The organism is Streptomyces sp. NPDC048606 (assembly GCF_040650855.1).
Lineage (GTDB): Bacteria > Actinomycetota > Actinomycetes > Streptomycetales > Streptomycetaceae > Streptomyces.
Genome location: NZ_JBEZIB010000002.1, coordinates 67,901 through 87,462 on the forward strand (window position 1 = coordinate 67,901; position 19,562 = coordinate 87,462).

Annotated in this window: 21 protein-coding genes; 16 read left to right on the top strand and 5 right to left on the bottom strand. The window is 73.3% G+C overall.

What is annotated here, in order from left to right; translation table 11 throughout:
• The first annotated feature begins 15 nt into the window (after window positions 1-15).
• The 4 genes from AB0D01_RS02380 to AB0D01_RS02395 are packed head-to-tail and all read left to right on the top strand — an operon-like array spanning window position 16 to window position 3,965.
• Entirely contained in the window at window positions 16-939 is a 924-nt protein-coding gene (locus AB0D01_RS02380; protein WP_363053110.1) for an ABC transporter permease, read from the top strand.
• Window positions 932-1,945, top strand: coding sequence for an ABC transporter permease (locus AB0D01_RS02385; RefSeq protein ID WP_363053111.1), 1,014 nt, complete (start codon window positions 932-934; stop codon window positions 1,943-1,945). The genes AB0D01_RS02380 and AB0D01_RS02385 overlap by 8 nt, the downstream gene beginning before the upstream one ends.
• Window positions 1,946-1,960: 15 nt before the next feature.
• A complete protein-coding gene (locus AB0D01_RS02390) occupies window positions 1,961-2,935 on the top strand; it encodes an ABC transporter ATP-binding protein (RefSeq protein WP_363053112.1) in 975 nt (324 codons plus the stop codon).
• Window positions 2,928-3,965, top strand: a complete 1,038-nt coding sequence (locus AB0D01_RS02395) for a dipeptide ABC transporter ATP-binding protein (protein ID WP_363053113.1) — start codon at window positions 2,928-2,930, stop codon at window positions 3,963-3,965. The genes AB0D01_RS02390 and AB0D01_RS02395 overlap by 8 nt, the downstream gene beginning before the upstream one ends.
• On the opposite strand, the gene AB0D01_RS02400 is transcribed toward AB0D01_RS02395, so the two are convergent.
• Window positions 3,962-4,489, bottom strand: coding sequence for a DinB family protein (locus AB0D01_RS02400; protein ID WP_363053114.1), 528 nt, complete (start codon window positions 4,487-4,489; stop codon window positions 3,962-3,964). The genes AB0D01_RS02395 and AB0D01_RS02400 overlap by 4 nt on opposite strands.
• Before the next feature lie 335 nt (window positions 4,490-4,824).
• On the opposite strand from AB0D01_RS02400, the gene AB0D01_RS02405 reads away from it, so the two are divergent.
• The 8 genes from AB0D01_RS02405 (at window position 4,825) to AB0D01_RS02440 (ending at window position 12,287) form a co-directional block, all read left to right on the top strand.
• Window positions 4,825-5,019, top strand: a complete 195-nt coding sequence (locus tag AB0D01_RS02405; protein ID WP_045952243.1) for a hypothetical protein — start codon at window positions 4,825-4,827, stop codon at window positions 5,017-5,019.
• A gap of 23 nt (window positions 5,020-5,042) precedes the next feature.
• Entirely contained in the window at window positions 5,043-5,945 is a 903-nt protein-coding gene (gene mshB, locus AB0D01_RS02410; RefSeq protein ID WP_363053115.1) for an N-acetyl-1-D-myo-inositol-2-amino-2-deoxy-alpha-D-glucopyranoside deacetylase, read from the top strand.
• The gene (locus tag AB0D01_RS02415) at window positions 5,942-6,313 is read left to right on the top strand and encodes a DUF6113 family protein (protein ID WP_363053116.1); all 372 of its coding nucleotides are present in this window, start codon (window positions 5,942-5,944) and stop codon (window positions 6,311-6,313) included. Before mshB ends, AB0D01_RS02415 begins: the two co-directional genes overlap by 4 nt.
• A gap of 370 nt (window positions 6,314-6,683) precedes the next feature.
• Complete coding sequence (locus tag AB0D01_RS02420; protein WP_363053117.1) at window positions 6,684-8,612, top strand: hypothetical protein; 1,929 nt, start codon at window positions 6,684-6,686, stop codon at window positions 8,610-8,612.
• A 166-nt stretch (window positions 8,613-8,778) separates the two neighbouring features.
• Window positions 8,779-9,726 carry an ABC transporter ATP-binding protein gene (locus AB0D01_RS02425; protein WP_363053118.1) on the top strand — a complete coding sequence of 316 codons (948 nt, stop codon included), beginning with the start codon at window positions 8,779-8,781 and terminating at the stop codon, window positions 9,724-9,726.
• The gene (locus tag AB0D01_RS02430; RefSeq protein ID WP_363053119.1) at window positions 9,723-10,487 is read left to right on the top strand and encodes an ABC transporter permease; all 765 of its coding nucleotides are present in this window, start codon (window positions 9,723-9,725) and stop codon (window positions 10,485-10,487) included. The genes AB0D01_RS02425 and AB0D01_RS02430 overlap by 4 nt, the downstream gene beginning before the upstream one ends.
• A 19-nt stretch (window positions 10,488-10,506) precedes the next feature.
• A complete protein-coding gene (locus AB0D01_RS02435; protein WP_363053416.1) occupies window positions 10,507-11,670 on the top strand; it encodes a sensor histidine kinase in 1,164 nt (387 codons plus the stop codon).
• Window positions 11,667-12,287: a response regulator transcription factor gene (locus tag AB0D01_RS02440; RefSeq protein ID WP_363053120.1), complete on the top strand. Its 621-nt coding sequence runs from the start codon at window positions 11,667-11,669 to the stop codon at window positions 12,285-12,287. The genes AB0D01_RS02435 and AB0D01_RS02440 overlap by 4 nt, the downstream gene beginning before the upstream one ends.
• Before the next feature lie 159 nt (window positions 12,288-12,446).
• Here the strand turns inward: AB0D01_RS02440 and AB0D01_RS02445 are convergent, their stop codons facing one another.
• The gene (locus tag AB0D01_RS02445) at window positions 12,447-13,241 is read right to left on the bottom strand and encodes a transglutaminase-like domain-containing protein (RefSeq protein WP_363053121.1); all 795 of its coding nucleotides are present in this window, start codon (window positions 13,239-13,241) and stop codon (window positions 12,447-12,449) included.
• Window positions 13,238-14,221 carry a GNAT family N-acetyltransferase gene (locus tag AB0D01_RS02450; protein ID WP_363053122.1) on the bottom strand — a complete coding sequence of 328 codons (984 nt, stop codon included), beginning with the start codon at window positions 14,219-14,221 and terminating at the stop codon, window positions 13,238-13,240. The genes AB0D01_RS02445 and AB0D01_RS02450 overlap by 4 nt, the downstream gene beginning before the upstream one ends.
• Before the next feature lie 116 nt (window positions 14,222-14,337).
• On the opposite strand from AB0D01_RS02450, the gene fdxA reads away from it, so the two are divergent.
• Window positions 14,338-14,667: a ferredoxin gene (gene fdxA / locus AB0D01_RS02455; RefSeq protein WP_249767649.1), complete on the top strand. Its 330-nt coding sequence runs from the start codon at window positions 14,338-14,340 to the stop codon at window positions 14,665-14,667.
• A 96-nt stretch (window positions 14,668-14,763) separates the two neighbouring features.
• A complete protein-coding gene (gene dapC / locus AB0D01_RS02460) occupies window positions 14,764-15,858 on the top strand; it encodes a succinyldiaminopimelate transaminase (RefSeq protein WP_363053123.1) in 1,095 nt (364 codons plus the stop codon).
• Window positions 15,859-15,950: 92 nt separating this feature from the next.
• On the opposite strand, the gene AB0D01_RS02465 is transcribed toward dapC, so the two are convergent.
• Together AB0D01_RS02465 and AB0D01_RS02470 are read right to left on the bottom strand one after the other, a co-directional pair.
• On the bottom strand, window positions 15,951-16,289 hold the full coding sequence (locus tag AB0D01_RS02465) for an ATP-binding protein (protein WP_363053124.1): 339 nt from the start codon (window positions 16,287-16,289) through the stop codon (window positions 15,951-15,953).
• Between the two features lie 250 nt (window positions 16,290-16,539).
• Window positions 16,540-17,538, bottom strand: a complete 999-nt coding sequence (locus AB0D01_RS02470; protein ID WP_363053125.1) for a hypothetical protein — start codon at window positions 17,536-17,538, stop codon at window positions 16,540-16,542.
• Window positions 17,539-17,625: 87 nt separating this feature from the next.
• On the opposite strand from AB0D01_RS02470, the gene dapE reads away from it, so the two are divergent.
• Both dapE and AB0D01_RS02480 read left to right on the top strand, forming a co-directional pair.
• Complete coding sequence (gene dapE, locus AB0D01_RS02475; RefSeq protein ID WP_363053126.1) at window positions 17,626-18,705, top strand: succinyl-diaminopimelate desuccinylase; 1,080 nt, start codon at window positions 17,626-17,628, stop codon at window positions 18,703-18,705.
• 64 nt (window positions 18,706-18,769) lie between these two features.
• The gene (locus tag AB0D01_RS02480) at window positions 18,770-19,528 is read left to right on the top strand and encodes a TIGR00730 family Rossman fold protein (protein ID WP_363053127.1); all 759 of its coding nucleotides are present in this window, start codon (window positions 18,770-18,772) and stop codon (window positions 19,526-19,528) included.
• Window positions 19,529-19,562 lie beyond the last annotated feature (34 nt).

The window sequence follows — 19,562 nt, forward strand, 5'->3', positions numbered from 1 at the left end:
AACCCGGAGCAGTCCATGGGACGTTATGTGATCCGGCGGCTGCTCCAGATGATCCCGGTGTTCATCGGCAGCACGTTCCTGATCTTCTTCATGGTGTACGCCCTCGGCGACCCGGTCGCCGCCCTCTTCGGCGACAAGGCGCCCGACCCGGCCACCGCCGCCCGCATCCGCAAGGACCTCTACCTCGACCAGCCCCTGTGGAAGCAGTACCTGCACTACATGGGCCAGATCTTCCAGGGCGACTTCGGCACCGCCTTCAACGGCCAGAAGGTCACCGAGCTGATGGCGAGCGCCTTCCCCGTCACCCTGCGCCTGACCTGCGTCGCGATCTTCTTCGAGATCGTCATCGGCATCACCCTCGGCGTCATCAGCGGCCTGCGCCGAGGCAGGGCCGTCGACACCACCGTGCTGGTCCTCACGCTGGTCGTCATCTCCGTGCCCACCTTCGTGACGGGCTACCTGCTCCAGTTCCTCTTCGGCGTCAAATGGGGCTGGGTCAGGCCCACCGTCTCGGCGGACGCCCCCTTCGGCCAGCTGATCCTGCCCGGCATCGTCCTCGCCCTGGTCTCCCTCGCCTACGTCACCCGCCTGTCGCGGACCTCCATCGCCGAGAACGTCAAGGCCGACTACGTCCGCACCGCCACCGCCAAGGGCCTGCCGCGCCGCCGCGTCGTCACCCGACACCTGCTGCGCAACTCCCTCATCCCCGTCGTCACCTTCATCGGCACCGACATCGGCGCCCTGATGGGCGGCGCCATCGTCACCGAGCGGATCTTCAACATCCACGGCGTCGGCTACCAGCTCTACCAGGGCATCCTGCGCAACAACGCCCCCACCGTCGTCGGCTTCGTGACCATCCTCGTCATCGTCTTCCTGCTGGCGAACCTGCTCGTCGACCTGCTCTACGCGGTCCTGGACCCGAGGATCCGTTATGCCTGATCCCGAGCGCCCCGAAGGCCCCGGCGGCTACGACCCGGTCGGTCCCCGCCCCCACGAGGCCGTCGCGCCCACCGGCCAGGGAGGTGCCATGGACCTCGCCCTGGAGGAGGCCGAGAGCCTCGAAGGGGTCACCGGCGGCCCGGGCCCCGGGCCGAGCGAGAAGGCCCGCAGCCTGTGGTCCGACGCCTGGCACCAGCTGCGCCGCAACCCCGTCTTCATCGTCTCCGGCCTGCTCATCCTCTTCCTCGTGGTCATCGCGATCTGGCCGCAGCTCATCGCGAGCGGGGACCCCCTCCAGTGCGACCTGTCCAAGTCCCAGGAGGGCTCCCAGCCCGGCCACCCCTTCGGCTACGACACCCAGGGCTGCGACGTCTACACCCGCACCGTCTACGGCGCCCGCGCCTCCATCACCGTCGGCGTCTGCGCCACCCTCGGCGCGGCCCTCCTCGGTTCCGCCCTCGGCGGCCTCGCGGGCTTCTTCGGCGGCTGGGGCGACTCCCTGCTCTCCCGGGTCGCCGACATCTTCTTCGGCATCCCGGTCATCCTCGGCGGCCTGGTCTTCCTGTCCGTCGTCACCAGCACCACCGTGTGGCCCGTCGTCGGCTTCATCGTGCTCCTGGGCTGGCCGCAGCTCGCCCGCATCGCCCGCGGCTCGGTGATCACCGCCAAGCAGAACGACTACGTCCAGGCGGCCCGCGCCCTCGGCGCCGGCAACGGCCGGATGCTGATCCGCCACGTCGCCCCCAACGCCGTCGCCCCCGTCATCGTCGTCGCCACCATCGCCCTCGGCACGTACATCGCGCTGGAGGCCACCCTGTCCTTCCTCGGCGTCGGCCTGCGCCCGCCGACGGTCTCCTGGGGCATCGACATCTCCAACGCCGCCTCCCAGATCCGCAACGCCCCGCACATGCTGCTGTGGCCGGCGGGAGCCCTGAGCCTGACCGTGCTCGCCTTCATCATGCTCGGCGACGCGGTGCGCGACGCCCTCGACCCCAAGCTGCGCTGAGGAGTGAGTCGGCAGATGCTGCTCGAAGTCCGCGACCTGCACGTGGAGTTCAAGACCCGCGACGGGGTCGCGAAGGCCGTCAACGGGGTGAACTACTCGGTCGACGAGGGCGAGACGCTGGCCGTGCTCGGCGAGTCCGGCTCCGGCAAGTCCGTCACCGCCCAGGCCGTGATGGGGATCCTCGACAGCCCTCCCGGCCGCATCACCGGCGGCGAGATCCTCTTCAAGGGCCGCGACCTCCTCAAGACCAAGGAGGAGGACCGCCGCAGGATCCGCGGCGCCGAGATGGCCATGATCTTCCAGGACGCCCTGTCCTCACTCAACCCCGTCCTGACCGTCGGCGCCCAGCTCGGCGAGATGTACGAGGTCCACCGCGGCATGTCCCGCAAGGACTCCCGCGCCAAGGCCGTGGAGCTGATGGACCGGGTCAGGATCCCGGCCGCGCGCGAACGCGTCGGCGACTACCCGCACCAGTTCTCGGGCGGTATGCGCCAGCGCATCATGATCGCCATGGCGTTGGCCCTGGAACCCTCCCTGATCATCGCCGACGAGCCGACCACGGCCCTCGACGTGACGGTCCAGGCCCAGGTCATGGACCTGCTCGCGGAGCTCCAGCGCGAGCTCAACATGGGTCTGATCCTGATCACCCACGACCTCGGCGTCGTCGCCGACGTCGCCGACAAGATCGCCGTCATGTACGCGGGCCGGATCGTCGAGGCCGCCCCCGTGCACGCGATCTACAAGGAGCCCGCGCACCCCTACACCCGCGGCCTGCTCGACTCGATCCCGCGCCTGGACCAGAAGGGCCAGGAGCTCTACGCCATCAAGGGGCTGCCGCCCAACCTGCTGGCCATCCCGCCCGGTTGCGCCTTCAACCCGCGCTGTCCCATGGCCCGGGCCGCCTGTCGGGCCGAGGTCCCGCCCCTCGCGGACGTGGGCCCGGACCGCACCAGCGCCTGCTTCTTCTGGAAGGAGTGCCTCGGTGGCTGAACCCCTCCTGGAGGTCCGCGACCTGGTCAAGCACTACCCGCTGACCCAGGGCATCCTCTTCAAGAAGCAGGTCGGCGCGGTCAAGGCCGTCGACGGGGTCTCCTTCGACCTCGCCGCCGGCGAGACCCTCGGCATCGTCGGCGAGTCCGGCTGCGGCAAGTCCACCGTCGCCAGGATGCTGGTCCACCTCGAACGGCCGACCGCCGGCGCCATCGCGTACAAGGGCGAGGACGTCACCAAGCTGTCGGGCAAGGCCCTCAAGGCCGTCCGCCGCAACATCCAGATGGTCTTCCAGGACCCGTACACCTCGCTCAACCCGCGCATGACGGTCGGCGACATCATCGGCGAGCCCTTCGAGATCCACCCCGAGGTGGCTCCCAAGGGCGACCGGCGCCGCAAGGTCCAGGAGCTCCTGGACGTCGTGGGTCTGAACCCGGAGTACATCAACCGCTACCCGCACCAGTTCTCCGGCGGCCAGCGCCAACGCATCGGCATCGCCCGCGGCCTTGCCCTGAAGCCCGAGATCATCGTCGCCGACGAACCCGTCTCCGCCCTGGACGTCTCCGTCCAGGCCCAGGTCGTCAACCTCCTGGAGCGCCTCCAGGACGAGTTCGACCTGTCCTACGTGTTCATCGCGCACGACCTCTCGATCGTCCGGCACATCTCCGACCGGGTCGGCGTCATGTACCTGGGCCGGATCGTCGAGATCGGCACCGACACCCAGATCTACGACCACCCCACCCACCCGTACACGCAGGCCCTGCTGTCCGCGGTGCCCGTCCCGGACCCCGAGGCCCGCGCGCACCGCGAGCGGATCATCCTCACCGGCGACGTCCCCTCCCCGGCCAACCCGCCCTCGGGCTGCCGCTTCCGCACCCGCTGCTGGAAGGCCGAGGAGCGCTGCACGACGGAGGTCCCCCTCCTGGCCGTCCCGAAGGCCTTCCCGACGGGACCGGCCGCCCACCCCTCGGCCTGCCACTTCGCCGCCGAGAAGCAGGTGGTCCCGCCGGGCCCGGGGGAGACCCCCTAGGAGTCCCCGCGTCGCGGGAGGAGCAGGCCGAGCTGGCCCAGGTGGGCCAGGGTGTCCGCGAGCTGCGAGGCCAGGCGGGCCTCGACCGTCTCGGCGGTGCCCAGGGTCGGGCTCGGGGCGATCCGGTCGAGGTCCTCGTCCGGGGCGGCGGCGAGGTGGCGTTCGACCCGCTCCTCGAACACGGCGTCCAGGTACTCCAGGAGCGGGGTCGCCCCCGGGGCGCCGGGGCCGGCGAAGGCCGCGGCCTGCGCCGGGGTGTGTCCGTAGCCGGTGTCGTGGGGGTCCGCCGGACGGCCGAAACGATCCGCCCAACCGTCGGCCACCCAGAGCTGCGGCAGACCCGCGATCTCGGAGAGGTTGCGGTCCTCGCCGCGCGCGACGTGCCAGAGCAGCCAGGCCGGGGTGTTGGCTCCGGGGATCCGGGCGCGACCGAGGTCCCGGGCGTCGGCGGAGCGGATCGCCGCGGCCAGTTCCTCGTGCGCCGCGTGGAACATCCGTCTCGCCAGCCCCAGTCGACCGATCATTTCAAGCCACCCCCGTCGGTGCGGTCCCGTACCTGCCGCCGACACCCTAACGCCCGTAACGTGAAGGCAACTTGACCGTTTCTGCCCCGACTTCCGGGCCCGGCAGCCTGGAGTCGGTGCGGCCGTGCGGGTGCCCACAACCGGCCGGGGAGGCGTGGAGCCTCCCCGGCCGGTCCCCGTGTGCCCCCGGGCGTGCGCGGCATGCGCCCCTCGTGCTGCCGGAATTCGATCGATGCGCTGGTACGGATAGTTATGATCCGTAGCGCACGGTGGGTATGACTCCGCCGAGCACGAGTACGCGTACCGATGTCCGCTCGACGTGGAGGTGAAACGCCGTGGCACTATCGATCTCGGCCGTGGTGCTGCTGGCGATCGTCGTCTTCCTTCTGGTCCGGAGGTCGGGACTGAAGGCGGGGCACGCGTTCGTCTGCGTGCTGCTCGGGTTCTACCTGGCGAGCTCGACGGTCGCGCCCACCCTCAGCCAGCTCACGTCCAACGTGGCGAGCATGATCAGTGGCCTCAAGCTGTAGGTCCTGCTCGTAGGCTGACCCTTATGAACGGTCTTCCCGCCCGTCGTCTGCTCCTCGTGCACGCGCACCCGGACGACGAGTCGATCAACAACGGCGTCACCATGGCCAAGTACGCGGCCGAGGGCGCCCACGTCGCGTTGGTGACCTGCACGCTCGGCGAGGAGGGCGAGGTCATCCCCGCCGGGCTGGCCCACCTCGCGCCCGACCGCGACGACGCCCTCGGCCCCCACCGGGTCGGGGAGCTCGCCGCCGCCATGAAGGAGCTGGGGGTCACCGACCACCGGTTCCTGGGCGGCCCCGGCCGCTTCCGCGACTCCGGGATGATGGGCGTCCCGCAGAACGACCGCCCCGGCGCGTTCTGGGCGGCCGACGTGGACGAGGCCGCCGGGTACCTCGTCGAGGTGATCCGGGAGCTGCGCCCGCAGGTCCTCGTCACCTACGACCCGGACGGCGGCTACGGCCACCCCGACCACATCCAGGCCCACCGCGTCGCGACGCGCGCCGCGGTGCTCGCCGCCGACGCCGCGTGGCGCCCCGAGCTCGGCGCCCCGCACGCCATCGGGAAGATCTACTGGAACCGCGTGCCGCGCTCGGTGGTCGAGGCGGGCTTCGAGCGGCTGCGCGAGGCCGGTGCCACGCTGCCCTTCCCCGGGCTCGCGAGCCCCGACGACGTGCCGGGGGTGGTCGCCGACGAGCGGATCACCGCCGAGATCGGCGACGACGCGCAGGCGGGCCTGGCCGCGGCCAAGGCGGCCGCCATGCGGGCGCACGCCACGCAGATCGCCGTGGACGGCCCCTTCTTCGCCCTCTCGAACGACCTGGCGCAGCCCCTCTTCGCCCGGGAGTACTACGAGTTGGTCCACGGGACCCCGGGCGCCCCCGCGGGCACCCGCGAGCGGGACCTCTTCGCGGGGGTGGAGGCGTGACCACGGCGCTGACCCCCGGGCGGATCGCCGTCCTGCTGGGCCTGCTGGTGCTGGGCGTCCTGGCCGGCGGGGCCGGGTGGCTCGTCGTCGACCTGTGGCTGCCGGCCGGGCTGCTGCTCGCCCTGCTCGCCCTCTTCGGGCTGTTCCTCGGCGCGCGGCTCCTCACCGGGGGCGGCCTCGGCGTGGGCGTGGCGGCGGCCGGCTGGTTCCTGTCGTACGTACTGCTCGGGGTGCCGCGCCCCGAAGGGGACTTCCTGCTCGGTTCCTCCGGAATCGGTATGTACGCATACCTTTTGGGGGGAAGTATCGTCGCTGTGATCTGTGCCACGATGCGCGGTCCCGTCGATCGGCCCGTTTCGGCCCCGTGAGCCCGCTGACAGCGCTCCGTCGTCCCTGGCCGTCCTCCGATCAGGGACGGCTTGAGGGGGTTTGACGGGCCCTCGGAACGGGCCGTACCGGACGTCAAGAGGAACCTGGGATTCCCGGTGGACAGTTGCGCCCGGGTCGCGGCCAGTATGGTGGACGCGCCGCCGAGCTGCCCGCGCACGGTATGACGGGCGGCGGAGCCAACCGGGAGAACCTGCCTTGAGTCGTGAAACTGACAGTTCGTCCCCCGGGCCCCACGGCCACGGCGGAGCCGCGTACCCCTCGGGTACGCCGCCGTACGGAACCGGCCAGTATCCGTCCACGGCCGTGTCACCTCGGCCTGACGCGGAGACCGCCCCGGAGGAGAATCCTGTGACCTCGAACCCGTCCACGCCCGACAACGACGGGCCGAAGACCGAGACCACCCTGACGACCCGGATCCGGATCAACATTCCGGGTTCGCGGCCGATCCCGCCCGTGGTCGTGCGCAAGCCCGTCAAGGGCGGCGCCTCGGCCGGAGCCCCGGGGAACGCCGAGCCCGAGCCGGGCCCCGCGCCGACCCCGGCGCCGGCGCCCGCCCCCGCGCCCGTACGGGCCGCCCTGCCCGCGCGTCCCACCGACCGGACCCCGCCCCCGGCCGCCCCGGCACCCGCCGCCGGTCCCGCGGGCGGCTCCGGCTCCGAGCCGCCGGCCGGCGGCTGGTTCGCCCCGCGCAAGGCGACCCCGCCGCCCGCCCCCGCCCCCGCCCCGGCCCCCGCGCCGCCGGCCGGCGCCGGCTACGGCTCCGCCACGCCCCCCGGCGGCACCGGCGCGGGCTTCGCGCCCCCGGCCGCCCCCGGACAGCAGCAGCCGCAGGCCGCCTACGGCACCGGAGCCGGCTTCGCCCCGCCGACCGTCGGCGGCCCCGGCGTCGGCGGCCGGCAGGACACCCCGCCGCCGCCCCCGGCCTACGACACCTTCGACGGCTACGACGCGGGCCCCTCGACGGAGGCCTTCCCGGCCTTCTCCGACCCCGCCGGGCCGACCGGCGGGCCCGCGCTGGGCACCGTACCGGTGGGAGCCGACGAGCCCTCCGGCTGGCCCGGCCCCCAGGCCCCCTCCGGGCAGGGCGCCGCCGCCGCGTACCCGCCCGGCGCCGACGCGTTCCCGCCCCTCGCCACCACCCCGAAGGTCCCGGCCCCCGGCCCGCAGCCCGACCGGCAGAGCCGTACGGTCCCGGCCCCGCCGGCCCCCGCCGGCAAGGGCGCGAAGGGATCCAAGGGGCCCAAGGGCGACGCGAAGCCCGCGAAGCCCGCCAGGCCCGCGAAGCCGGGCAAGCCCGCCAAGCCCGCCAAGGCGGCCACGACGGGCAAGCCCGCCAAGAAGGGCCGCTCCAAGGTGGTCCTCCTCGGCGGCGGCCTGATCGCCCTCGTCGCCGTCGCCTACGGCGCCGGCCTGCTCATGAACCACTCCGACGTCCCCAAGGGCACCTCCGTCCTCGGCGTCGACATCGGCGGCACCCGCGAGGAGGCCGTCGCCGAGCTGCAGAAGGCCTTCGGCACCCGCGCCTCCGCGCCGCTGCCGCTGACCGTGGGCGGCAAGCAGGTCGAGCTGAAGCCCGACAAGGCGGGCCTGACCCTCGACAGCCAGACCACCGTGCGCAACGCGGCCGGCAGCGACTACAACCCCGTCACCGTCATCGGCTCGCTGTTCGGCGGCGAGCGCACCGCCGAGGCCGTCATGCCGGTCGACGAGGAGAAGCTGCGCGTCGCGCTCCAGGAGGCGGCCGGCACCTCCGGCTCCTCCTCCGAGGGCACGATCAGGTTCGACACGGGCAAGGCCGTCGCCGTCCCCGGCAAGGCCGGCACCGGCCTCGACGTCGACGGCTCCGTCGACCGGGTCATCAAGGCCTTCCGGGAGTTCGTCGCGACCGGCAAGGCCCCCAGCGTCGAACTGCCCACCGCCACCAAGGAACCCACCATCACCCAGGCCGAACTGGACCGGGCGATGAAGGAGTTCGCCGAACCGGCGATGTCCGCCCCCGCCACCGTCAAGGCCGGCGGCAAGTCCCTGCCCTTCGGCGCCAAGTCCCTGCCGAAGATCCTCACCATGCACCCCGTGGACGGCCGCCTCGTCGAGAAGTACGACCTGGAAGCCCTCAAGGCCACCTACGGCAACACCTTCGACGGGGTCCTGATCACGCGCGGCACCGGCGCCAAGACCCCCGTCACCCCGCAGGACGTCGCGGGCGCCCTCGGCAAGGCCCTCATCGGCAAGACCCCCGCCGAACGGACCGTCACCATCGACACCAACGCGGGCTGACACCCGCCCGTCCGCCCACGGCCCCTTCCCGCCCCGGGGAGGGGCCGTGGCGTACCCGGACCCCGGAGCGGCCCCGGGCGTCACCTCCACGGCATGACATCCGTCATGCCGCCCCCACGACGGCCGACACTACCGCCCGCACCCCCGTCCGGGCGATCCTCGACCCATGACGACGACGACCGCGACACACCCCGCGAGCGCTCCCGCCGCCGCCCACGGCCCGGTGGTGAGCTTCCGGAACGTGACCAAGAGCTACGGCGGGGTCCGGGCCGTGGACGGCCTCTCCCTCGAACTCCACCCGGGCGAGACCGTCGCCCTCCTGGGCCCCAACGGCGCCGGCAAGTCCTCCACCCTCGACCTCCTGCTCGGGCTGCGCCCCGCCGACTCCGGCACCGTCAGCCTCTTCGGCACCACCCCCCGCGAGGCCCTCGCGGCCGGCCGCGTCGGGGCCATGCTCCAGAGCGGCGGCCTGATGGAGGAGGTGACCGTACGCGAACTCGTCACCCTCGGCTGCGCCCTGCACCCCCGCCCGCACCCCGTGGACGAGGTCCTGCACCGCGCCGGGATCACCGAGATCGCCGGCCGCGTGGTCAACAAGCTCTCCGGCGGCCAGGAACAGCGGGTCCGCTTCGCGCTCGCCACCGCCGGCGAGAACGACCTGATCGTCCTCGACGAGCCGACCACCGGCATGGACGTCACCTCCCGCCAGGCCTTCTGGGCCACCATGCGCGAACAGGCCGACCGGGGCCGCACCGTCCTGTTCGCCACCCACTACCTGGAGGAGGCGGACGCCATCGCCGACCGGGTGCTGGTCCTCTCCAGGGGCCGGCTCCTCGCCGACGGCACCGCCGCCGAGATCAAGGCCAAGGCCGGCGCCCGCAGGATCGCCTTCGACCTCGACGCCCCCGTCGAGGAGGCGGCCCTGCGCGCCCTGCCCGCCCTGACCGCCTACGAGCGCACCGGCACCACCGTCCGCCTCCAGTCCCGCGACGCCGACGCCACCGTCCACGCCGTGTACGGGCTCGGCCTGTACCCCCGCAACCTGGAGGTCGCGGGCCTGGGCCTGGAGCAGGCCTTCATCGCCCTCACCGAGGCCGAGGAGGCCGCCCGATGACGCACGCGTCCACCGCCGGGACCCTGAGCCTGGTCCGCCTGGAGATCACCCGCGCCCGGCGCAACAAGAAGTACCTGTTCTTCAACGTCCTCTACCCGGCCGCCCTGTTCCTGATGCTGGGCGGCACCATCCCCGGCGACACCGAGGTCCTCGGCACCGAACTGGGCATGCCTGCCTTCTACATGGTCGCCATGGCCTCCTTCGGAGCCCTGACCGCCGTCCTCATGGGCAACAGCGAACGCATCGCCAAGGAGCGCGAGCAGGGCTGGGTCCGCCAGCTGCGGCTGACCGCCCTGCCGGGACACGGCTACGTCCTCGCCAAGACCGCGAGCGCCGGCGTCCTGTCCCTCCCCTCGATCCTCGTCGTCTTCGCGGTGGCCGCCGGCGTGAAGGGCGTACGGTTCGAGGCCTGGCAGTGGCTCGCCCTGACCGGCGCCATCTGGGCCGGCAGCCTCGTCTTCGCCGCGCTCGGCGTGGCCATCGGCTACCTGGCGAGCGGCGACACCGTCCGCCCGATCAGCATGCTGTTCTACTTCGGCCTGTCGATCCTCGGCGGCCTGTGGATGCCCACCGCCAACTTCCCGCAGTGGCTGAGCGCCCTGTGCGAATGGCTGCCCACCCGCGCCTACGCCGGACTCGGCCAGGCCATCGAACTCGGCGGGGCGCCGCGCGTAGAGGACGTGGCGCTCCTCGCCGGGTACTTCGTACTGTTCACCGGTGCGGCCGCCTGGCTGTACCGCAAGGACTCACTGAAGGCGTGAACCCGTGGCGCTGAGGAAACTGGCCGGGGGCGCGGACCGGCCCGCCCGCGCGGCGGACGACGCCCGCCACCGGACGGCGCGCGTCGTGTGGACCGGCATCTGGCTGTTCTACCTCGGCGCCCCCGTCGCCGATCTGATCGGCGGCGGCCACGGCACCGGCGCCCGGGTGCTGGGCGCCCTCGGCCTCGCCGCCTTCGTCGCCTGGTACCTGGTCCTGGTCCTGCGCACGGGACCGGAGAGGGAGACCTCGCGCGTCCTGCTCTCCCTGGGCGTGCTCGCCGCGCAGGCCACGCTCCTGTCCCTGACCCTGGGCCGCGAATGGCTCGTGCTGTTCGTCTACGTCGCCATCGCCTCCGGAGCCGCGCTGCCCGGCCCGATCGCCCGCTGGACGGTCCCCGGCACCACGGCCCTGCTGGCCGTCGTCGCCAACGCGGTACCCGACGGCACCGCCTACCTCCTCGGGCTGCTCATCCCGGCCCTGATGGGCGGCTTCGCCATGATCGGGGTCCGCGCCATGATCCGGACCACCGTCGAACTGCGGGAGGCCCGGGCCACCGTCGCCCAGCTCGCCGCGAACGAGGAACGCCTGCGGATGGCCCGCGACCTGCACGACCTGCTGGGCCACTCGCTCTCGCTCATCACGCTCAAGAGCGAGCTGGCGGGCCGCATGCTGCCCGACCACCCCGACCGGGCGGCCCAACAGGTCGCGGACATCGAGCAGGTCGGACGGCAGGCCCTGGCCGACGTACGGGAGGCCGTGAGCGGCTACCGCAGACCCACCCTGCCCGGCGAACTCGCCGGCGCCCGCACCGCCCTGACCGCCGCCGGCGTGGCGGCCGACCTGCCGGTCGACGCCCCCGAGGACCTGCCGCAGGAGGCGGAGACCGCGCTGGCCTGGGCGCTGCGCGAGGCCGTCACGAACGTCGTCCGGCACAGCGGCGCCCGGCGCTGCACGGTGACCCTGCGGACCGCCCAGACCCTCGCCGGGGCCGTCCTGGAACTGTCGGTCACCGACGACGGCGCTCCCGGCGCGGCGAGCGCCCCCGGCAACGGCCTCACCGGCCTGACGGAACGTCTGGAGGCGGTCGGCGGCACCCTGTGGGCGGGCCCCGTCGCGAGGTCCGGCTTCCGCCTGCTGGCCCGCGTACCCCTGGCCGGACACCCCCTAGGATCCCCCTCATGACCGAACCCGCGCCCATCCGCATCCTGCTGGCCGAGGACCAGTCGATGGTCCGCGAGGCCCTGGCCGCCCTGCTCGGGCTGGAGCCCGACATCGAGGTACTGGCCCAGGTCGCCCGGGGGGACGAGGTCGTACCGGCCGCCCGGACCCACGACGTGAACGTCGCGCTCCTGGACATCGAGATGCCGGGCATGACGGGCATCGAGGCCGCCGCCGCCCTGCGCGCCGCCCTCCCCGCCCTCAAGATCGTCATCCTGACCACCTTCGGCCGCCCCGGATACCTGCGCGGGGCGATGGAGGCCGGCGCCTCGGCGTTCCTCGTCAAGGACGCCCCGGCCGCCCAACTGGCCGCCGCCGTGCGCAAGGTGCTGGCGGGCGAGCGCGTCATCGACCCCACGCTGGCCGCCGCCGCCCTCGCCGATGGCGCGAACCCGCTGACCGAGCGCGAGCGGGAGGTCCTGCGGGAGGCGGAGTCCGGCGCGACCAACGCCGAACTGGCGGCCCGCCTGCACCTCTCCCAGGGCACGGTGCGCAACTACCTGTCCACGGCGATCCAGAAGCTGGCCGCCCGCAACCGCGCCGAAGCGGTGCGCGTGGCCCGCGACAAGGGCTGGCTCTGACCCGCCCCGCAGCCCGGCGCACCGCCCCCGGGGCACCCGCCGCCCGGCGCACCGGCGGCTCGACGCACCGACGCCGGGGCGTGCCCGCCCCGGCGCACCGACGGTCCAGCGTGCCCGCCCCGCAGCCCGGCGCCCGGCGGGGCGCCGGGGGAGCGGGGGTCAGTTCAGCAGGGCCCGGGCCGAGACGGCCTCGGCGCGGATGCGGGCGGCCTCGTCCTTGTCCACCGCGTCCATGACCTCCGCGTACGACTCCAACTCGCGCGCGCCCTCGCGGAACGCGCCCCGCTCCACCAGCAGTCGCGCCCGCTCGCAGCGCAGCGCCGCCGGATGCGACGGCAGCAGCAGCGCCAGGTCCAGCGCCCACAGCGCCACCCCCGACTGCTCCGGCCGCGACGCCGCCCAGGCCCGGATGTTCCGCAGGATCCGCAGCACGATGTCCAGGGTCCGCGCCGGCGTCCTCGGCCCCCGCGCCAGCTCCGCCGGGCCCGCCCCGAGCGAGGCCCCGCCCGCGAACGGATCCGCGACGACGCCCTCCTCCGGATCCCCGAAGCCGACCACGAAGTGTCCCGGCAGACCCAGGCCGTACACCGGCGCCCCCGCCCGCCGGGCCACCTCCATCCACACCACCGACAGCAGGATCGGCAGCCCCCGCCGACGCCGCAGCACCTCGTGCAGCAGCGAGGACGACAGCCGCTCGTAGTCCCCCGGGGTGCCGTGGAAGCCCATCCGGCCCCCCAACAGCTCCGTCACCGCCGAGGCCCACGCCCGCGCGCCCCGCAGCCCGTACGGCAGCATCCCGGCGAGCCGGTCCAGCTCGATCTGCGCCCAGTCCCTGCCCCGCTCGTCGTCGAGCTGCGGATCCGCCTCCGCCGCCAGCAGCAGGCACAGCAGCGCCAGGTCCGGCCGCTCCGAGCGGGCCTCCGCCGCGAACAGCTCCCGCGACCCGGCGCTCACGGGGCCGCCCGGAAGTGGTGGTAGGAGTGGTGCGTCACGAAGCCCATGCCGTCGTACAGCGTCCGCGCCCCGGGGTTGTCCGCCTCCACCTGGAGCCAGGCCGCCGAGGCGCCCTCCTCCAGCGCCCGCCGGGCCAGCGCCGTCATGACCGCCGTCGCGAGCCCCCGCCGCCGGTGCTCCGGGTCCACCGTCACCGCGGCGAACCCCGCCCAACGGCCGTCCACCACGCACCGCCCGATCGCCCGACCCGAGTCCAGCGAGGCGAACCACACCGACGGCCCCTCCACGAGCACGCGCCGGGCGAGCCCGGGGTCCCGTACCCGCCCGTAGCGGCCCAACCAGTCCTCGTCCGGCTCGCGTGTCAGCCGTACGGCCGACACGTCCGCGTCCACGTCCCCGACCGGCGCGAGCGCCCCGACGCGGACCTCCGCCGAGACCTCGTTGACCCAGCCGCGCGCCTCCAGCTCCGCGCAGAGCACCTCCTGCGTGCCGAGCGCGCCCGTCGCCGCCTGCGCGTACGCCGGAAGCCCACGCTCCGCGTACCAGGCGGTCACTCGCGCGAGTGCTTCGTCCAGGGGTATCCCGGGGTCCCCGAGCGGTAGCACGGAATTCGCCCGCCGGGTGAACCCACCGGCCGCCCGTAGCGTCCAACCGCCCAGCGACTCGCTCTCCAGCGGTGTCCAGGCCCGCGCGCCGACCCTCGTCAGCTCCTCGAAGGAGGCGGCCGGACCCCGCCGCCGGGCCGGCGCCGGCGGCACCGTCTTGCCCGCGACCAGCGAGGATTCCGAGATGTGGACGGACACGCCGTCCTTGCGTGTGATCGTCAGCACACCCCCGGTCCAGGATGTGAGCACCCCGACCGTGTCGAGGAAGGCCGGGGCATCGCTCCGCCCGCCCTCCACCCGTCGTACAGAGACTCGTTTACCCACGTCAGCCGGGGTGATACGGATCTCCAGCAGCCCTCCGGCAGTGATTTCCACAGCTCTGCCCGCCCCTCCTGTTCGGATCGTGCCCGGGAACGGAGATACTAGGTGCGGGCATCGACGACGCCGCGCTCCCGCGCGAATGGACAGCCCTACCGAGGAGGAACGAGAGCGTGACCTACGTCATCGCGGAGCCTTGTGTCGACGTCAAGGACAAGGCATGCATCGAAGAGTGCCCCGTCGACTGCATCTACGAGGGCCAGCGGTCCTTGTACATCCACCCGGACGAGTGCGTCGACTGCGGCGCCTGTGAGCCGGTCTGCCCGGTCGAGGCCATCTTCTACGAAGATGACACCCCGGAGGAGTGGAAGGAGTACTACAAGGCGAACGTCGAGTTCTTCGACGAGCTCGGTTCGCCCGGTGGTGCCTCCAAGCTCGGCCTGATCGAGCGCGACCACCCCTTCGTCGCCGGCCAGCCCGCCGACATCAACGCCGGGCACTGACCGTCCCCGGCTGACGCGTCCCTCGGTCCCGTACGGCACTCACGCCGCGCGGGACCGAGCCGTTTCACCCACCCAGCGCACAGAGAGCAGACAACCGTGGCCGCAGTTTCCGACCGTCTTCCCGCCTTCCCCTGGGACAAGCTGGAGCCGTACAAGGCCACGGCGGCGGCCCACGCGGACGGCATCGTCGACCTCTCCGTCGGCACGCCCGTGGACCCGGTGCCCGCCCTCGTCCGGCGGGCCCTGACCGACGCGGCGGACTCCCCGGGCTACCCGACGGTATGGGGCACGCCCGCGCTGCGCGACGCGATCACCGGCTGGCTGCGCGACCGCCTCGGCGCGAGCGCCGCCGGCCACCGCAACGTCCTGCCCGTCGTCGGCTCCAAGGAACTGGTCGCCTGGCTGCCCACCCAGCTCGGCCTCGGCGCCGGCGACAAGGTGGCCTACCCGCGCCTGGCCTACCCGACGTACGAGGTCGGCGCCCGGCTGTGCGGCGCCGAGCCCGTCGTCTACGACGACCCGACCGGGCTCGACCCGACCGGCGTCCGGCTGTTGTGGCTCAACTCCCCGTCCAACCCCACCGGGAAGGTCCTCCCCAAGGAGGAACTGATCCGTGTCGTGGCCTGGGCGCGCGAGCACGGCATCCTGCTGTTCAGCGACGAGTGCTACCTCGAACTGGGCTGGGAGGCCGAACCGGTCTCCGTCCTCCACGACGACGTCTGCGGCGGCTCCTACGAGGGCATCGTCGCCGTCCACTCGCTCTCCAAGCGCTCCAACCTGGCCGGATACCGCGCCGCCTTCATCGCGGGCGACGCCGACGTCCTCGGCGAACTCCTGGAGATCCGCAAGCACGGCGGCATGATGACCCCCGCCCCCGTCCAGGCCGCCGTCGTCGCCGCCCTCGGCGACGACGAGCACGTCCACGAACAGCGCGCCCGCTACGCCGCCCGCCGCGACGCGCTGCGCACGGCCCTGGAGGCCCACGGCTTCCGCGTCGAGCACAGCGAGGCCAGCCTCTACCTGTGGGTCACCCGCGACGAGCCCTGCTGGGACACCGTCGCCCACCTCGCGTCCCTCGGCATCCTCGTCGCACCGGGCGACTTCTACGGGGAAGCCGGCGCCTCCTTCGTCCGCGTGGCCTTCACCGCCACCGACGAACGGGTCGCCGCCGCGGTCAAGCGCCTGGGCTAGTTCCTGCGGCCGGTCCGGCCGGACCGGAACGGCCCGAAGGGGGCCGGGAGTTCGCACTCCCGGCCCCCTTCGGCTTCCGCGGGGACGGCGGATCAGCCGCCCAGCGGCAGGGAGCCCACCGGGAGCTGCGACACCGGCAGCTCGGAGACCGGGAGCTGCGAGACCGGCAGACCGCCCAGCAGCTGTCCCGCGCCGCCCGCCACCTCGGCGGCGGGAGCGGCGGCCGGCAGGGCCTGCGTGGCGGTGCCCGCGACGTCGGTCGCGGCGGCGGTGGGTGCGGCGGCCGCGTCGGAGGCGTCCGGGGCGGTGAGCGTGCCCAACTGCGGCAGCTCCGCGGCGCCCGCGGCGCCGGCCGCACCGACCACGGGCGCGGTCCCGGCTGCGACGAGCAGCGCGGCACGGGCGATCCGACGGGTCAGGGGGAGGGACATGATGCTCCTAAGCGGTAGCGGCTGAGTACGCCGTGTACAACCGCTCCCGGGGTGGGTGGAGTTGCGGACCCCCCGGGTAAAGGATCGGTAACGCATCGTTTAATCGGCTTCCGCGACAAACGCACCGGACACGCGCCCACCAGGGCGTCTGTCGCCCGTCACGGCCCCGCCGCGATCCCGCGGCACCCCCCGGACGGGTGAGCACTCGTACGCGCGACCGGTGACGGAGCGGCACTCCGAGGGGGCGCGTTCAGCGGCCCACGGAGATCCGCACCTCGCCGGGCGCCGCACCCGGGACGTCCGCCTTCGCCTCGCGCTGCTTCCACCGGCCCCGGTCCTTGCCGGCCGTCCAGTCCGCGCGGTCGTACGCCACCCCGGAGATCCCGAGCTGCGAGGACCGGGCCACCGCCCAGTGCGCCACCGCCCGGGCCCGGCGCTCGCGCCCCGGCCCGCCGTCCGCCTTCGGCCGCACCACCAGGACGTCGCCCGCGCCGCCGGCCCGCGCGTCCGAACCCGCTCCGGCCCGTGCGCCCGCCTGCGCTCCCGACTGCCCCGCCGCCACCGCCGCCACCGTCGCCTCCTTGCCGAAGTCCCGGGCCAGCGCGGCCCGGACCTTCTCCGGGTCACCCGGCTTCGGAGCCGGTCCGGAGCAGGACAGGGTGGCGCCCGTGGCACCCTCGCCGAAGGCGGCCGTCAGCACCGTCGCGTCCGGCTCGTGCTTCGCGTAGGCCTGCGGGAAACCGCTCAACTGCACGCGCTGCGCCGCCACGGTCAGCGGCAGGCGCGTGTACCCCTTCACCTCGACGAGCCGGTCGTAGAAGATCCCCGCCGAGTACACGGGGTCCTGGATCTGCGCCGGGGTGCCCCAGCCCTGCGAGGGCCGCTGCTGGAACAGGCCCAGCGAATCCCGGTCGCCGTGGTCCAGGTTGCGCAGCGCCGACTCCTGCATGGCCGTGGCCAACGCGATCGTCACCGCCCGGTCCGGCAGCCCCTTGGAGATCCCGACGGCCGCTATCGTCGCCGCGTTCGCCGCCTGCTCCGGGGTCATCTCGTACGTCCGCACCGCGTCCCCGTCCGACGACCCGACGGCCGTCCCCGGGGCAGAGGCCGTGCAGTACGGGGCGCCGCCCCCGCTGGAATCGCGCTGGGCGACGCAGTAGCCGATCACGGCACACAACACGAGCAGACCGCCCGCGACCCTGCGCAGGGGTCGGCGACGGCGAGGACGGGAGCGATCGGTCTCGGACACGCGGCCCACCGTACTTCAGTCATATGACGCGTCCATGGGCCGGACGCACCCGGTTCCCGCCCATCCCGGGGCGTTAGGGTCAGCTCCATGTCCGAATCCGAGCTGGACCTCACCCTGGACGCTGCCGAGCTGACCGCCCGGCTCGTCGACATCCCTTCCGTGAGCGGCGACGAGAAGGTCCTCGCCGACCTCGTGGAGGACGCCCTGCGCGCCCTGCCGCACCTCACGGTCGACCGCCACGGCAACAACGTCGTGGCCCGCACGGCCCTCGGCCGCGCCGAGCGCGTCGTCCTCGCCGGGCACCTCGACACCGTGCCCATCGCCGACAACGTCCCCTCCCGCCTGGACGAGAACGGCGTCCTGTGGGGCTGCGGCACCACGGACATGAAGTCCGGGGTCGCCGTACAGCTGAGGATCGCCGCGACCGTCCCCGAGCCCAACCGCGACCTCACCTTCGTCTTCTACGACCAGGAGGAGGTGGCCGCCGACCTCAACGGCCTCGGCAAGGTCGCCGAAGCCCACCCCGACTGGCTGGCCGGCGACTTCGCCGTCCTGCTGGAGCCCTCCAACGCCGAGGTCGAGGGCGGCTGCCAGGGCACCCTGCGCGTCCTGCTGCGCACCCGCGGCGAGCGCGCGCACTCCGCCCGCAGCTGGATGGGCTCCAACGCCATCCACGCGGCGAGCCCGATCCTGGAGCGGCTGGCCGCCTACGAACCGCGCAAGCCCGTCATCGACGGCCTGGAGTACCACGAGGGCCTCAACGCCGTCCGCATCGAGGGCGGCGTCGCCAACAACGTCATCCCCGACGCGTGCACGGTGACGGTCAACTTCCGCTACGCCCCCGACCGCAGCGTGGAGGAGGCCATCGCCCACGTGGAGGAGGTCTTCGAGGGCTGCGGCGTCGACGAGTTCGTCATCGACGACTTCTCCGGCGGGGCCCTGCCGGGCCTGGCCCACCCGGCCGCGGCGGCCTTCATGGAGGCGGTCGGCGGTCGCGCCATGCCCAAGTTCGGCTGGACGGACGTCGCCCGCTTCAGCGCCCTCGGCGTACCGGCGGTCAACTACGGCCCGGGCGACGCCCTGCTGGCGCACAAGGTCGACGAGCGGGTCGACACGAAGGCGATCCTCCACTGCGAGGAACGACTCCGCGCCTGGCTGACCTCCTGAATTCCGCTTGTCGTCACCTTCGTGCGCCTACCCTGATCCAACGATCAGCAGGAGGGAGCACATCATGGGCAACCCCGAAGGCACCGCTCGTCGTCGGCCCGAGGAGCAGCAGCTCGGGCCGGTGTTGCGCAGGCGGGGCCAGGTGCAGGCGGGCAGCACGACGGACCAGCGGCTGCTGGATTCGGCCGGGCCCTCCGAGTGGGTGCACACCGATCCCTGGAGGGTCCTGCGCATCCAGTCGGAGTTCATCGAGGGCTTCGGCACGCTGGCGGAGCTGCCGCCGGCGATCAGCGTGTTCGGTTCGGCCCGCACCCCGGTGGACTCGCCGGAGTACGAGGCGGGCGTACGGATCGGGCGCGCGCTCGTCGACGCCGGCTTCGCCGTCATCACCGGCGGCGGCCCGGGCGCGATGGAGGCCGCCAACAAGGGCGCGCGCGAGGCGAACGGGATCTCCGTCGGGCTGGGCATCGAGCTGCCCTTCGAGCAGGGCCTCAACCAGCACGTCGACCTCGGGCTGAACTTCCGGTACTTCTTCGTCCGCAAGACGATGTTCGTGAAGTACAGCCAGGGCTTCGTCGTCCTGCCCGGTGGGCTCGGCACGCTGGACGAGATGTTCGAGGCGCTGACGCTGGTGCAGACGCAGAAGATCACCCGCTTCCCGATCGTGCTGTTCGGCACGGAGTACTGGCGCGGGCTGATCGACTGGCTGCGCGACACGGTGATCGCCCAGGGCAAGGCCTCGGAGAAGGACCTCTACCTCTTCCACGTCACCGACGACGTGGACGAGGCGATCGCCCTGGTCACGAAGGAAGCCGGCAAGTAGCGGGCGCCCGACCCGCCGGGGCGCCGCCCCGGCG

What these genes read in the sequence shown, in the direction of transcription:
- AB0D01_RS02390 (WP_363053112.1), top strand. Translation starts at nt 1,961, where the DNA reads ATGCTGCTCGAAGTCCGCGACCTGCACGTGGAGTTCAAGACCCGCGAC.
- AB0D01_RS02465 (WP_363053124.1), bottom strand. Translation starts at nt 16,289, where the DNA reads ATGTCCCTCCCCCTGACCCGTCGGATCGCCCGTGCCGCGCTGCTCGTC.
- dapE (WP_363053126.1), top strand. Translation starts at nt 17,626, where the DNA reads ATGTCCGAATCCGAGCTGGACCTCACCCTGGACGCTGCCGAGCTGACC.
- AB0D01_RS02480 (WP_363053127.1), top strand. Translation starts at nt 18,770, where the DNA reads ATGGGCAACCCCGAAGGCACCGCTCGTCGTCGGCCCGAGGAGCAGCAG.
- AB0D01_RS02425 (WP_363053118.1), top strand. Translation starts at nt 8,779, where the DNA reads ATGACGACGACGACCGCGACACACCCCGCGAGCGCTCCCGCCGCCGCC.
- AB0D01_RS02385 (WP_363053111.1), top strand. Translation starts at nt 932, where the DNA reads ATGCCTGATCCCGAGCGCCCCGAAGGCCCCGGCGGCTACGACCCGGTC.
- mshB (WP_363053115.1), top strand. Translation starts at nt 5,043, where the DNA reads ATGAACGGTCTTCCCGCCCGTCGTCTGCTCCTCGTGCACGCGCACCCG.
- AB0D01_RS02380 (WP_363053110.1), top strand. Translation starts at nt 16, where the DNA reads ATGGGACGTTATGTGATCCGGCGGCTGCTCCAGATGATCCCGGTGTTC.
- AB0D01_RS02440 (WP_363053120.1), top strand. Translation starts at nt 11,667, where the DNA reads ATGACCGAACCCGCGCCCATCCGCATCCTGCTGGCCGAGGACCAGTCG.
- AB0D01_RS02400 (WP_363053114.1), bottom strand. Translation starts at nt 4,489, where the DNA reads ATGATCGGTCGACTGGGGCTGGCGAGACGGATGTTCCACGCGGCGCAC.
- AB0D01_RS02430 (WP_363053119.1), top strand. Translation starts at nt 9,723, where the DNA reads ATGACGCACGCGTCCACCGCCGGGACCCTGAGCCTGGTCCGCCTGGAG.